This window comes from Jilunia laotingensis (genome assembly GCF_014385165.1).
Taxonomy (GTDB): Bacteria; Bacteroidota; Bacteroidia; order Bacteroidales; family Bacteroidaceae; genus Bacteroides; species Bacteroides laotingensis.
Genome location: NZ_JACRTF010000001.1, coordinates 352,356 through 366,444, shown reverse-complemented (window position 1 = coordinate 366,444; position 14,089 = coordinate 352,356). Strand labels below are relative to the sequence as shown.

Annotated in this window: 13 protein-coding genes, 2 tRNA genes and 1 pseudogene; 3 read left to right on the top strand and 13 right to left on the bottom strand. The window is 40.5% G+C overall.

Annotated features, from left to right (window positions below; all coding sequences use genetic code 11):
- Positions 1 to 100: 100 nt before the first annotated feature.
- From H8744_RS01595 to H8744_RS01570, 6 genes and pseudogenes are all read right to left on the bottom strand, one after another.
- Positions 101 to 1,924 (bottom strand): tetratricopeptide repeat protein, encoded by a 1,824-nt coding sequence (locus H8744_RS01595; RefSeq protein WP_262433166.1) that lies wholly within the window; start codon positions 1,922 to 1,924, stop codon positions 101 to 103.
- Positions 1,925 to 2,317: 393 nt separating this feature from the next.
- Positions 2,318 to 2,914, bottom strand: a pseudogene (locus H8744_RS18805) (phage integrase SAM-like domain and Arm DNA-binding domain-containing protein); the annotation flags it as partial.
- 104 nt (positions 2,915 to 3,018) lie between these two features.
- Positions 3,019 to 3,091: transfer RNA gene (locus H8744_RS01585), tRNA-Gly, on the bottom strand.
- A gap of 8 nt (positions 3,092 to 3,099) precedes the next feature.
- A tRNA-Tyr gene (locus H8744_RS01580) sits at positions 3,100 to 3,182 on the bottom strand.
- 72 nt (positions 3,183 to 3,254) lie between these two features.
- Complete coding sequence (ribH, locus tag H8744_RS01575) at positions 3,255 to 3,749, bottom strand: 6,7-dimethyl-8-ribityllumazine synthase (protein ID WP_262433164.1); 495 nt, start codon at positions 3,747 to 3,749, stop codon at positions 3,255 to 3,257.
- Positions 3,750 to 3,918: 169 nt separating this feature from the next.
- Positions 3,919 to 4,602 carry a tetratricopeptide repeat protein gene (locus H8744_RS01570; protein WP_262433163.1) on the bottom strand — a complete coding sequence of 228 codons (684 nt, stop codon included), beginning with the start codon at positions 4,600 to 4,602 and terminating at the stop codon, positions 3,919 to 3,921.
- Positions 4,603 to 4,763: 161 nt separating this feature from the next.
- On the opposite strand from H8744_RS01570, the gene recF reads away from it, so the two are divergent.
- Positions 4,764 to 5,876, top strand: coding sequence for a DNA replication/repair protein RecF (gene recF / locus H8744_RS01565; protein ID WP_262433162.1), 1,113 nt, complete (start codon positions 4,764 to 4,766; stop codon positions 5,874 to 5,876).
- Positions 5,873 to 6,163: a DciA family protein gene (locus tag H8744_RS01560; protein ID WP_262433161.1), complete on the top strand. Its 291-nt coding sequence runs from the start codon at positions 5,873 to 5,875 to the stop codon at positions 6,161 to 6,163. The genes recF and H8744_RS01560 overlap by 4 nt, the downstream gene beginning before the upstream one ends.
- A gap of 40 nt (positions 6,164 to 6,203) precedes the next feature.
- Here H8744_RS01560 and H8744_RS01555 read toward each other — a convergent pair whose 3' ends face one another.
- The 7 genes from H8744_RS01555 to gap all read right to left on the bottom strand — a co-directional run bounded on the left by H8744_RS01555 (position 6,204) and on the right by gap (position 13,450).
- On the bottom strand, positions 6,204 to 6,986 hold the full coding sequence (locus H8744_RS01555; protein ID WP_262433160.1) for a histidinol-phosphatase: 783 nt from the start codon (positions 6,984 to 6,986) through the stop codon (positions 6,204 to 6,206).
- Positions 6,983 to 7,516: a 5-formyltetrahydrofolate cyclo-ligase gene (locus tag H8744_RS01550; protein WP_262433159.1), complete on the bottom strand. Its 534-nt coding sequence runs from the start codon at positions 7,514 to 7,516 to the stop codon at positions 6,983 to 6,985. Before H8744_RS01550 ends, H8744_RS01555 begins: the two co-directional genes overlap by 4 nt.
- Positions 7,443 to 9,173 carry a S41 family peptidase gene (locus H8744_RS01545; protein ID WP_262433158.1) on the bottom strand — a complete coding sequence of 577 codons (1,731 nt, stop codon included), beginning with the start codon at positions 9,171 to 9,173 and terminating at the stop codon, positions 7,443 to 7,445. Before H8744_RS01545 ends, H8744_RS01550 begins: the two co-directional genes overlap by 74 nt.
- A gap of 67 nt (positions 9,174 to 9,240) precedes the next feature.
- On the bottom strand, positions 9,241 to 9,699 hold the full coding sequence (locus tag H8744_RS01540; protein ID WP_262433157.1) for a dCMP deaminase family protein: 459 nt from the start codon (positions 9,697 to 9,699) through the stop codon (positions 9,241 to 9,243).
- Positions 9,700 to 9,721: 22 nt separating this feature from the next.
- Positions 9,722 to 10,222: a DUF4847 family protein gene (locus tag H8744_RS01535; protein ID WP_262433156.1), complete on the bottom strand. Its 501-nt coding sequence runs from the start codon at positions 10,220 to 10,222 to the stop codon at positions 9,722 to 9,724.
- 15 nt (positions 10,223 to 10,237) lie between these two features.
- Positions 10,238 to 12,337 carry a M3 family metallopeptidase gene (locus tag H8744_RS01530; protein ID WP_305067322.1) on the bottom strand — a complete coding sequence of 700 codons (2,100 nt, stop codon included), beginning with the start codon at positions 12,335 to 12,337 and terminating at the stop codon, positions 10,238 to 10,240.
- A 105-nt stretch (positions 12,338 to 12,442) separates the two neighbouring features.
- Positions 12,443 to 13,450, bottom strand: a complete 1,008-nt coding sequence (gene gap, locus H8744_RS01525; protein ID WP_262433154.1) for a type I glyceraldehyde-3-phosphate dehydrogenase — start codon at positions 13,448 to 13,450, stop codon at positions 12,443 to 12,445.
- A gap of 137 nt (positions 13,451 to 13,587) precedes the next feature.
- Between gap and mscL the strand changes: the two genes are divergently transcribed.
- Positions 13,588 to 14,022, top strand: coding sequence for a large-conductance mechanosensitive channel protein MscL (gene mscL, locus H8744_RS01520; protein WP_262433153.1), 435 nt, complete (start codon positions 13,588 to 13,590; stop codon positions 14,020 to 14,022).
- Positions 14,023 to 14,089: the final 67 nt, after the last annotated feature.

Here is a 14,089-nt window from a genome sequence, read left to right as displayed (position 1 = left end):
CATGGAAATAAAAAATATGCTAGATAATATGCTTATAATTAGTGTTTTAATATGATCGTGCAAAATGATAGGTGGACAATTTTGCCTAAAAGATGCGGTTTTAGAAGGAACTGAGATATTCTTTTAATGCGGAGGCGCTACTTTTACCCATTAGACTTTCTGCGATTCTCTGGCATTGTTTATAATAAGTTTCTTTGCTGAGATCGCATAATATCATGATATATTTCGGCTTTACTTCCAGACGTATCAGGCAACAGAGGCAGGTCTTTTCAGTGGATTCTTGAAGAAGTACGTGCAATCGGGATGCGAAACTATAACATATCTCGTCCATTATACTCATTAGCTGTTTCTGAGAATGGGTACTTAACTTTTCCGTTACTACTCTTTCGATACCGAAAGCGGGAATTTTTCGAGAGAGAGGAACGGATAAAAACAGCTTTTTGAATTCCACGTAGCATAATTCTTCGTATTTTGCTTTTTGAGTCTGCAAATCGCTTTCTTGTTTCCGATACAGTTCCAATTCCTCGTCTTTCTCTTTCAGGATGAGTTCCTTTTCATTTGCTATGATGTGCAGGTCGGATTCTATCTTTTTCTTCTCATCTTCCAGTTGGCGAATTTTCTTTTGACTTAATTGGACCTGTGTGTTCCACTGCCGTGCCTTTTGGTTCAATAGCAGCAATTCATTTCTTTGTCTCAATAAAGATTGCTGTAATTTCTTTTTCTTGAAATAACTGTATATATAGATGTATGTACTCAAAAACAATAGGACGACCACAATGAATGAAATGAGTAATGAATGGGATTTCTCCTTCTCATATTTTATTTCTATACTGGCTTTTTCAGCACGCAGTTTTTCTTCATTATACTTCTTCTGAATTTCTATCATCTCCTCGGGTATCGTGCGTGTGATCATGCTGTCGCTCAGGATAAGCAATGAATCTGCATATTCCAGAGCTTTCTGAGGATTGTTTTTCTTTTTCTCTATTCTTAGAAGTTTATCGTATATCGTATACCGATCATATAATCCCGAATTTATCATGCACTTTTGCACATAAAAACTTGCCGAATCAAATTGACCCATTCTCAAGAAAATGCCTGCTTTTTTGTTAAAATACTCTTGTAATTTGTTTGAATCAAGACTGGCTTCTAGGTATTTAAAGGATTTGGTGAAATCGTTATTCAACATGTAAGTAGTAGATAATTCCTTATAAATGGATAATGAAATATTTTTAGGGGTGCTATCTGTTTGAAGGCTGATAGCTTTATTATAAAATAATATGGCACTGTCCCTATAAGAGTGTTTATCTGAATTATGCGATAGAATGTTTTTTAAATTATATGCTCGTGCTATATTTCTTAAATAGACTGGTTTATTAAGGTGTTTGCGTGGTAATTGATCAGTGTATTCATAGGCTTTTTTAAAAGCTTGAAGAGCATTTGATGGTAGGTTCTGTATTAGATAAATAAATCCGAGGTGATTATAAGCATTGGATAGCAGTTGAAGGTTATTTGTCATTTTTACTTTGTCGATGGTTTTCAAGATGTATACCATTGCGATCGAGTCAGCTTCCAAGGACATGCTGATTTGAGATTTGTAATAATAGGCAAGCGCCAATTTGTGTTCATCCTCATTGTTCTCATAATAGTTAATGACGGTATTAATAATGGAGTCGGAAGGAGATGCCTTTAAAAGTATATTGGTCTTAGTTTGCAATAAGTTATAATAGGCTTCATCGGCTTGGGATAATCCCCTGTTTTCAATGGCGAATTGGTGTAATAGTATTGCTGCGCTGTCCGGCTTTTCGTCAGATAAAGATTCTATATAGAAGAGTTCAGAATGTAGCTGATGCCTTTTATCAGTACAGGCTGAAAGAAAAATAATATGAAAACATATAATATAAATAAGGGGAAGCAGTGATTTCATTCTTGCATTTTTTCTGTTGTTCTCTTCTTCGACAGACAAAAATATCTTTTTTTCTCGAAATACAATTATTATTTGCTAAAAAGGTTCGATTGGCTATACTTCTTCAAAATAGCGACTATATATAGAGTAATATGTTTGGAGAAGTATATGTTAGGTTTTGTCTTGAAGTATGTCATTAATTTTGATTTGTGCAATCGGGGATGTATTATTAAAACAGTTGAGGTAAATGGTTGATAATCAGCATAAGTTATGTGACGTCTCTTCCTCGGTGATGAACACCCTCTTCCTCGGTGATGAAGGGGGGCTTCATCGGTGATCAACGGGGTGTTCCTCGGTGAGGAAGGATGTCTTCAGTTGCGGGCTATATTTGTGTAAAAAGATTTCTCTGAATTGTTCTCTAATGGGATGTTTGGAAAGTCTAATAGCTAAGGGGGCTTTATTATATGTACTGCGTAATGTACGAAATTAGGCTTATGGTGGTTTCTTTATTGTCTTTGGAGCGTAGCCATTTCTCATATTTGTTAAGCCAAGAAGTATCTATATCGCTGAAAGGTATATCTAACTTGCCTTTCGTAAACGCTTTAGGCGAGTTGAAAGAACTTTTGTAGATGAGACGGTTTCCACATTTGTCTTCACGTGTGTATTGCTCTATCAATTCGTGATAGAACTCACTAACAGTTTTTAATTCAAACTTGGTATTCTCATTATTGAGTAGGGTAGTGGTGGTATATTCCTTTTGTTCCACATTCAACTCTAACATTCCTGTTGTAGCTCTCGCTGTTTATCCAAGATAATCTTTTGGATATATTCTTTGTTAGGGCAGTTGGGTTTAGGTTTGTTTCGTGTGAAGTCCCATTATTTAGGATTGATGGATATGCCTAAGCTCTGCATAGTCCGTTTGCCGCCTTTGGCTACTCTTACCATTAAGGGGGATTCTCCATTTGCTAAAGTTTTCCACTTGTAGCACACTACGTTGATTGTTGCACTCATAAAATTTTTGGTTGACTTCAACCGCATAGTTTCGTGCAAAATCAGCACCCTCTAAAAGCAAAAATCAGATAGTAATCTTTCGATAACTATCTGATTTTCTTAAGAGCGGAAGACGGGGCTCAAACCCGCGACCCTCAGCTTGGAAGGCTAATGCTCTATCAACTGAGCTACTTCCGCAATTTTTGTGGGCAAAGATGGATTCGAACCACCGAAGTCGAAAGACAGCAGATTTACAGTCTGCCCCATTTGGCCACTCTGGTATTTGCCCTTTTGCTTGCTTTTGAGTCCCTTTCCTTTCACTTAAGGTGGTTTGTTTCTCAATTGCGGTGCAAAGATACAACTATTTATTTAAACTCCAAACAAAATCGATCATTTTTATTGCAGTTATTGCACATTCATCTCCTTTGTTACCGAGTTTACCACCGGCTCTATCTTCTGCTTGTTCCATAGTGTTGGTGGTAATAAGTCCGTAAATAACTGGTATGTCGCCAGTTGCATTTAGCTGCGCTGCACCTTGGGTTACTCCCATACAAACATAATCAAAATGCGGTGTATCGCCTTTGATAACACATCCTATAATAATAATTGCGTCTACGTCGCAATTTTCCATCATTTGATTGGCACCAAAAGTTAATTCGAAACTTCCGGGTACATGTTTTACCAGAATGTTTTCTTCCTTAGCACCATGTTTTTTTAATGTATTTACTGCACCGTCCAAAAGAGCGCCGGTGATTTTATCGTTCCACTCAGAAACAACAATACCAAACTTCATCTCTTCTGCATTGGGGACAGAGGTGAAATCGTAATCTGATAAATTGTGATAAGCTGTTGCCATAAATAAGTAAGAATTAAAAGTGAATAGTTAAAAGTGAAGAATTAAAAGTGAGAGTGAAAAGAGAAGAAATGGATAAAGCGGCAAGAAATGATAAAGAGTGATAAATGATCTGTATTTATACGATCATTTATCACTCTTTACTTTTATCTTTTCACTTTTCACTTCTCTCTTATTTCTTCAGCAGTTTGGCTTGCTCGATGTATTTATCGATATCCATTGCCTGATAAGATTGGAAGTATTTATCTTTGATTTGAGTATAAGCTTTTACCGCATCGTCATACTTACCTTGTTTCACTAAGATTTCACCGGCTTGTAACAGGTAAATAGGACTCAAAGTATTGCTATCGGCTTTGTCAGCTGCTTTCAATAAGGAAGAAACTGCTTTATCCAACTGATCTAATTGTGCATAACAGTTCCCTGCTGCAGCAAGCATGGCAGGACCTACCATTTGGTCGGCACCATCGAATTCGTTCAGATATTTAATGGCTTCGTCATATTTGTTGAGGTGTGCATAGCAGATTCCTGCATAGGCTTTAGCCAGATTTGCAGCTTTGGTACCACTGAATTGATCGGCTACTTTCAGAAAACCGACGAAACCGATGCTGTCACCATTTAATGCCTTTTCGTATTGGTCTTGTTCAAAAAGCTCTTGTCCTTTGAATAGAGCTGCTTGGGCTTTTTCTTCACGAGGCTCTGCATAAAGGTGTTTGTACAATATAACGCCTACTACAACAACGATTACGGCAACTACTACGCCGATGATTACTTTTTTGTTTTTGATAAGAAATGCTTCTGACTTGGTCAGTGCATCTTCCACATTCATTGCTTCATTGTGGTGTTTTTGTTCTGCCATTTTTATATGATTCTTTTTGTTATTATTCTAACTTTGATATTTCGACTCGCAAAAGTAGTTTTTTTATATCTACTAATGAAATTTAGAGGCATCTTTTTTTGTTTTACGCTGTAAAACCACGAAAATCTTTCTACTTTTGTAACCAAACTTAATGTGATCACATGATACTGAAACGTATATCCGTACTGAACTATAAAAATCTGGAGCAGGTTGAACTGAATTTTTCTGCTAAGTTGAATTGCTTTTTCGGGCAAAACGGAATGGGAAAGACAAATCTTTTGGATGCCGTATACTTTCTGTCTTTCTGCAAGAGTGCCGGCAACCCTATCGATTCGCAAAATATCCGGCATGATCAGGACTTTTTTGTGATACAGGGGTTTTATGAAGCGTCCGACGGAACCCCGGAAGAGATTTATTGCGGTATGAAAAGACGTTCGAAGAAACAATTCAAGCGAAATAAGAAAGAATATGGCCGTTTGTCCGATCACATCGGCTTTTTACCGTTGGTTATGGTTTCTCCCGCTGATTCCGAGTTGATTGCCGGAGGTAGTGACGAACGTCGCCGTTTCATGGATGTGGTTATTTCACAGTACGATAAGGAGTATTTGGAGGCATTGATTCGTTATAATAAAGCATTATTGCAACGTAATACTTTATTGAAAAGCGAAGTTCCCGTGGAAGAAGATCTTTTTTTGATTTGGGAAGAAGCTATGGCTCAGGCGGGGGAAGTGGTCTACAGGAAACGGGAGGCGTTTATCCGTGAGTTTATTCCGATATTTCAGTCTTTTTATTCTTTTATATCTCAGGATAAAGAACAGGTGGGACTGTCATATGATTCGCATGCCCGGGATGCTTCATTGCTGGAAGTACTAAAGGGAAGCAGGGAGCGCGATAAAATCATGGGTTTCTCTTTGAAGGGGGTTCATAAAGATGAGTTAAACATGCTTTTAGGCGAGTTCCCAATCAAAAGGGAGGGATCGCAAGGTCAGAACAAGACTTATCTGGTAGCTTTGAAATTGGCACAGTTCGATTTTCTTAAACGGACAGGAAGTGCTGTTCCACTGCTGTTGCTCGATGATATCTTTGATAAATTGGATGCTTCGCGGGTGGAACAGATCGTGAAACTGGTAGCAGGTGACAGTTTCGGTCAGATTTTCATTACCGATACGAACCGTGAACATTTGGATCGGATTTTGTATAATGTAGGCAGTGATTATAAGATGTTCCGGGTAGAAAAAGGAGAAATCTGCGAAACAAAAGAATCGGAAATATGAAAAGAAACGATGCCGAACCGATAGGGAAGTTAATTCAGCAGTTCTTTCGACAGGAGAGTTTGGAATCCCCACTGAACGAACAGCGTTTATTGGATGCGTGGCCTCAGATATTGGGGCCTACGATTTCATCCTATACGCGCGATCTTTATATAAAGAACCAGACCCTTTTTGTGCATCTCACTTCCGCGGCACTACGTCAGGAATTAATGATGGCGCGTGAAAGATTGGTGCGTAGTTTGAATCAGAAAGTTGGGGCTACGGTGATTACCAATATTATATTCAGATGATGCTTTATGAGTATAGGGTTATCTATCGTGATAGGTATGGCTACCTAAAAGGAATCGTATCCATCGTTTTAATCTTTAGTCGTTTCAATTCTTCACACGCATTATCATAATAACCGGAGTATTCCAGCGCCTTTACATCGTGTGCATCTACTCCTATGATTGCCGTACATCCTTCATTGGCGGCTATCTGCCAGAACTCAGGGTGGGGATAGGTTAATTTCCCAAAAGCTTGGTTGTGATCCATCATACCTATATTATATTCCAATGGAATGTTGAGGCGTGCTGCCGCTCGGCAGATATGCCTGCTGACCGATTTGCAATGTCGGTCGAATACGGGATAGGAACGCATGAAAAGGTCGGGGTGTGCCAAGTAGGCATATAGACCGCTTTCCATTCCTTCTATGGAACTCTCTTCATACAATTCCAGCATGTCCACGGTTGTAGTGTTATGGCCGAAGTAGGGAAATTTTTCATCGGAATGGAAATGATGATTGCCGAAGATGATGAAGTCGAGCTTGTATTCCTTTGCCAATTCTTTCAGCCAATGGATATATTCCGGAAAGTATTCGCATTCCAGTCCCAGGCTGATTTTTATCTGATCCTTGTATTTTGCCTGGAGTTCACGAATACTGCAGACGTATTCCGGGAATTCTTCAGGAGTCATTCGAATGTCTGAAACATAATCCGTGCGATATTTCCAAGGACTATGGTCGGAGAAACCGAGTTCCTGATAACCACCTTTGATAGCACTTAAAACGAACTCTTCATCACTGCCTGTTGCGTGGTGACAGCGGGCAGTGTGAGTGTGATAATTAGTTTTCATTTAGCAATGACTGCATTCATACAGATGTCAAAAGGTTCTGCCGGTACTTCGTCTATTAACTGGAATGGAAAGCATATGCCTATTTTATGAGCCTGTATTTTAGGTAATAGTTTGTCGTAATATCCTTTGCCTCTACCCAGGCGGTGACCGTTCATGTCGAAAGCGACTCCCGGCACGATAACCAAATCGATCGAAGCGTAATCGGTGAAAATATCTCCGGTAGGTTCGGCAATGCCGTATGCGCCAATGGCTAAATCGGCAGGACCTGTATATGATCGTAACTCCAACTCGTCGCCCACAACAACCGGCAGTATGATTCTCTTTTCACCACTCCACTTTTCAATGAAGGAATGGGTCTGAACCTCATCCTTCAAAGAATGGTAGAGCAATATGGTCTTTGCTTCCTGGAATTTCGGATGTTTCTCCAGTCTGTCCAGGACAATAGCAGAAAGCTCTTTAAGCGTAGAGTCGCAATATCTCGTTTTCTCTTGAGCAATCTGCTTGCGCAGTTCTTTTTTTCTTTCCTTCATTTTTCTTTTCTGTTACCGGTTCTTCGGCTATCTCAGGAGCTTTTGGAAAAGCTTCGCCTTTTTCAAGTATTTCCAGTCCTTTCTTTACGGTTGGGTCGGACTGGTTTAAATATTTAATATAGTCTTCTTTTCCAAGCATGTTATAAATGATATTTCCATAAATATTCTTTTCTAACAGCTTGTATGATTTCTGAATCAGGATATTTCTTCTTTTGACTCCTTTGCTTTCGGCAAAACGAACGAATTGTTCTACTAAACCTTGACGACGCAGATAATTGAGTAACGACTCTTCCGTGTCGTATTTGCTGAGCTTCTCACGATTATTATCAGTATACTGGAAAGTGAATAGGATTGTTAAACCTTTATTCAGAACTTCCGTCAGGTAAGAACTAACTCCGGTTGTATCCTGTGGCACGAATACATCGGGCATGATACCGCCACCGCCATAAACCGGACGTCCCAAACTGGTTGAATATCGTTGAGATTCATCCATCTTAATGCTGTCACGTGAGAAAAACTCTCCGTGCGCATAACGGTTATACAAGTCCATCTCGTAATTACGGTCTTTCCCGTTTTCATATGGTCGCTGAATGCAACGTCCGGATGGGGTGTAGTAGCGGGCAATCGTTAAGCGGATAGCAGACCCGTCACTGAAATCGATGGGCTGTTGTACCAGCCCTTTACCGAACGAACGCCGTCCCACAATGGTTCCACGGTCATTGTCCTGGATGGCTCCGGTAAAGATTTCACTGGCGGACGCTGAACCTTCATCCACAAGAACTACTAATGGAAGTTTTTGGCAACTGCCTGTGCCATTGGCAAATTCATCCAAACGTTTGTATTTGCGTCCTTCGGCATAAACGATCAATTTGCCTTCAGGCAGAAATTCATTGACCATGCGAGTAGCAGCTTCCATATATCCTCCTGTGTTGCCGCGAAGGTCGATAATGATTCCTTTGCAATCTTTATGATTGAGTTGAGCCAATGCGTTGAGCAATTCCACATGAGTGGTTCTTCCGAATTTACTGATTTGTATATATCCGAAGTCATCGGTCAGCATATACGCTGCATCGATTGAATTTTGCGGGATGTCTCCACGAGTGATAGTAAAGTCCAATAAATCTTTTTCCGTAGCACGTTTGATGCCGAGTTTTACCTGACTACCTTTGGGACCTTTCAGCTTATGCATCGCATTTTCGTTGGTAACTACTTTCCCCACAAACAGGCTGTCGTCCACCATCACGATACGGTCTCCTGCCATCAATCCCACCTTTTCCGACGGACCGCCCGAAATTACTGAGTTGACATGTATCGTGTCATTCTGTATGGTAAACTGGATACCGATGCCGCTGAAACTACCTTCTAGTTCTGAATTTACTTCTTCCAGGTTCTGTGCCGGGATATAAGTAGAATGCGGGTCGAGTTCCGCCAGAATCTGCGGCATGGCTTTTTCCACGAGATCGGTCATATTGACCGTATCCACATATTGGTCATCGACGATCCGTAACAGAGCATTCAGCTTGTTGGATGAGCCATTGATAATTCCCAGACGATTCCCGGCAAAGTGTTTGGCATAAAATGTTCCTATGAGTATTCCTACGACAATGCTCACAGCAATAATGACGGGGGTAAAGCGGGAAGAGTTTTTTGTACTCATGTTTTTATCTTATTGATTGCTGCAAGCTACGAATTACAAAAACTTGTACTGCAGCATATATTAGTATTTATTGATTATTCTCTCTATTGGCAACAGTTTGCTTCTCGTCATCCGTCGCAACGAAAATAACTTCGATGCCTGCTCTTTTCAACAACTCGATGCCGTCTTCCAAACGGTAGTGTTCGGAATAAACCACACGTTTGATTCCAGCTTGGATGATTAGTTTGGCACATTCAATGCAAGGTGAGGCGGTAACATACATGGTAGCCCCGTCGCTGCTATTGTTTGAACGTGCTATTTTTGTTATGGCGTTAGCTTCGGCATGGAGTACATAGGGCTTCGTCACATTGTTTTCATCCTCACAGATGTTTTCGAAGCCAGAAGGAGTGCCGTTATACCCGTCCGAAATGATCATTTTGTCTTTTACAATGAGGGCACCTACTTTTCGGCGCTGGCAATATGAATTTTCAGACCAGATGCTGGCCATCCGAATATAACGTTTATCTAATTCGTATTGTTTATCCATAGATATATTGTGTAGTGCTGGTTTATATTTCAGGTTTAAATGCAATGAAAAAGGTCTCATTACCATCTTTATAGTAAAGATACAGGTTATTTTCGTCACCTAGGTAAGAAGTCGATTTTTTTATGGCTGCGATGATGTATTTTCCAAGTGTATCTTTTGAATCTTTGACGGAGCTTTTGCTGATTGATGTAGAAAATGCATTCGTTTCTCCATTAGCACTCCAGTTCCCATCCATTGTGACAGATCCGGTACCAATAAAGTTGCCGGCAATGACATTATCGGATGTGCTGCCGGTAAATGTGATACTGAAAGATCTTGTCCCTGAGATATACGAATTTATAACACCTTCACTGACTCCGGGGAATGGATACCACCTGTGTTCCTTGTCCTTGGCGATGAAAGTCATTCTCCAGGTTTTTCCCGTAAATATTTCCTGCACATCATCTGAATTGTTGCATCCGCTTATAACCGGAATGAAAAGTAACAGGCAGATAATCCATTTATGAATCGATACGTTTCTCATTGATCTCACTCGTTTTTAATTTTTGATGATTCCATTCCTCGTTAGCAGTGCATCGATGGTTGGTTCTTGTCCTCTGAAGCGCTTGTAGAGAATCATCGGATGTTCTGTTCCTCCTTTGGAGAGGATATTGTTACGGAATGATTCGGCTACATCCCGGTCAAAAATACCTTTTTGTCTGAAAAGAGAAAAGGCATCGGCATCCAATACTTCTGCCCATTTGTAGCTGTAGTACCCGGCAGAATAGCCACCTGCGAAGATATGTGAAAAGCTGGTACTCATACATGCCTCTTTGACAACCGGCAGTATTTGTGCTTTTGCCCATGCCTGTTGTTCGTATTCTTTCACATCACCTTCAAAAGGAGTGTTACGGGTATACCATGCCATGTCCAGTAGTCCGAAACTGATTTGACGCAGGCATGCATAGGCGACATTGAAGTTGGATGCATCTACCAGACGTTTGATAAGATCCGCTGGTATTTTCTCACCTGTAAGATAATGACGGGCAAACGTATTAAGAAAGTCACTTTCAATGGCAAAGTTTTCCATGATTTGGGACGGCAGTTCCACGAAGTCCCAGTATACATTAGTACCGCTCAGACTTCTATAAGTAGAATTAGCGAACATACCATGGAGGCTGTGGCCGAATTCATGAAGGAAAGTTGCCACTTCACCGAAAGTCAGCAGAGCCGGTTTATTCTCTGTCGGTTTGGTGAAATTCATTACGACAGATACGTGTGGGCGGCTGTCTTCACCGGTCTTTTCGTCAATCCATTGCCCTTTATATTCCGTCATCCATGCACCGGAGCGTTTACCGTCCCGTGGATGAAAGTCCGTATAGAGTACTGCTAAATATTTTCCATCTTTGTCTAATACTTCATAAGCTTCGACGTCTTTGTGATATACGGGAATATCGGCATTTTTTCTGAAACTGATGCCGTAAAGCCGGTTAGCAAGTCCGAATACGCCTTCTTTCACTTTCTCCAATTCGAAGTAGGGGCGTAGCATTTCTTCGTTGATATTGAATTTTTTGTCTTTCAATTTGTTGGAGTAGTATGCCCAATCCCACGGCATCAGCGCAAAGTCCGTACCTTGTTCTTGCTGTGCGGTCTCCAGTACTTCCTGATACTCTTTTTGAGCTGTAGGAGTGTAGGCATCTAACAATTGGTTGAGTAAGCCATATACTGCGTTACTGTCTTGAGCCATGCGTTTTTGCAAGACATATTGGGCATGATTGTCATATCCTAACAATTGGGCTATCTCCATGCGTGTGTTTACGATCTTCTTTACGATCTCAATATTGTTGAATTCGTTATCGTGCGTACACTTTGTACTGTTAGCAAAATAAAGTTCCTTCCGCAATTCGCGGTTGTCGGCATACGTCATGAAAGGTATGAAACTGGGTGCTTGTAAAGTAAACATCCACCCTTTGATTCCTTTCTCTTTTGCAGTCTCCTCGGCTGCTTCTACCGCACTTTCCGGAAGACCGGCCAATTGTTTCTCGTCCGTGAGTACTAACTGATAGTTGTTGATCTCTTTCAGATTGTTTTCGGCAAACTGAAGGGTAAGGCTACTGAGGTCTTTGGTCAGTTTGCGATATTTTTCTTTGGCTTCCCCCTGAAGGTTGGCACCATTACGGATAAAACTGTCATATATCTTTTCCAGCAATTTCAATTGTTCGGGAGTGAGCGACTCTTGCTCCTTTTGCTGATACACAATTTTAACCCGATTAAACAGTGATTCGTTCAGGCTGATATTATTGCCATGCTCACTAAGTAGAGGCATCATTTCTTGTGCAAGCGCTTGCAGCGTGTCATTGGTCTCTGCACTGCAGAGATTGTCGAATACGGTAACTACACGGTCAAGCAATTCACCGGAGTTCTCATAAGCTAGAATCGTATTGGCAAAAGTCGGGGTTTCGGGATTGTCGGTGATAGCATCTATTTCGGCAATTTGTTGCCGGATACCTTCACGAATGGCCGGTTCGAAATGGTCTGTTTTTATTTTATCGAATGGAACAGTTTCGTGAGGGGTATTGTATCTTTCAAAAAAAGGATTCTGAGCGTTCATCATACTAATTATACAGAATAATATACATGTTATACTTAGTTTTTTCATATAAGCCATTATGTTGATAGGGTTTATATTACAGGAACGCAAAATTACAAAAAAAAAGCCGCTTCGATTTCTCGAAGCAGCTTTTTTATAGATTATTACAACAAATTACTTGTTAACTGTAGCCATGTGAGCGATCAGGTCAAGAACCTTGTTTGAGTAACCGATTTCGTTGTCATACCAAGATACAACTTTAACGAAATTGTCAGTCAAAGCGATACCAGCTTTAGCATCGAAGATAGAAGTGCGAGGATCACCCAAGAAGTCAGAAGAAACAACTGCGTCTTCAGTGTAACCCAAGATACCTTTCAATTCGCCTTCTGAAGCTTCTTTCATAGCAGCGCAGATTTCAGCATAAGTAGCCGGTTTTTCCAAATTAACTGTCAAGTCAACTACAGATACGTCCAAAGTCGGAACACGCATAGACATACCAGTCAGTTTGCCGTTCAAAGCAGGGATAACTTTACCTACAGCTTTTGCAGCACCTGTAGAAGAAGGGATGATGTTGCCGGCAGCAGCACGACCACCTCTCCAGTCTTTCATAGAAGGACCGTCAACTGTTTTCTGGGTAGCAGTTGTAGAGTGTACTGTAGTCATCAAACCGTCTTTGATACCCCATTTATCGTTCAATACTTTAGCGATAGGAGCCAAGCAGTTAGTAGTACAAGAAGCGTTAGAAACGAATTGTTGTCCTGCGTAAGTCTTTTCGTTTACACCGCAAACGAACATAGGAGTATCGTCTTTAGAAGGAGCAGACATTACTACATATTTAGCACCGGCGTCGATATGACCCTGAGCTTTATCTTTAGACAGGAACAGACCTGTAGATTCAACTACGTATTCTGCATTTACTTCATTCCATTTCAGGTCAGCAGGATTTCTTTCTGCTGTGATGCGGATAGGATTACCGTTTACGATCAGCAGATTTTTTTCAACATCGGCTTCGATAGTTCCTTCGAACTGTCCGTGCATTGTATCATATTTCAGCATGTATGCCAAATAGTCAACCGGGCAAAGGTCATTGATACCAACGATTTGAATATCGTTTCTTTTCATTGCAGCGCGGAATACGAAACGTCCGATACGTCCGAATCCATTAATACCTACTTTAATCATCTTGTTTAAACTTTTAAGGGTTTTATAATATTTGTTCAAGTGTATTTTTGAACCGCCATTTGTTTTTCAAATGCGGTGCAAAATTACGAAAATGTTTTTAAATTTGCATATGAAATTATTATTAAATAAAGAAAAAGATGGGAAAGAGTACATTCTTACAGGATTTTAAGGCTTTCGCCATGAGGGGAAACCTGATTGATATGGCAGTCGGTGTTGTTATCGGTGGTGCTTTCGGCAAAATAGTGTCATCGGTGGTGTCAGACTTGATAATGCCTCCGCTGGGTCTGTTGATCGGTGGAGTAAACTTTTCAGATTTGAAATGGGTGATGAAGCCTGCAGAGGTGGTCGATGGAAAAGAGATCGCTGCCGTCTCATTGAATTACGGTAATTTCCTTCAGGTCACTTTCGATTTTTTGATCATCGCTTTCTCTATATTCGTCTTTTTGCGTTTGATAATGAAATTGACAAAAAAGAAGGAGGAGGCTGCACCGGCTGCCCCCCCTGCTCCAACCAAGGAAGAAGTGTTGCTTACTGAAATACGTGACTTGCTAAAAGAACAAAATGCAAAATAAATAGACCATTTTTCAGATAGATTGCGTAGTTTTTCCTACTTTTGCAGATCATTTATTCAAAATCCAT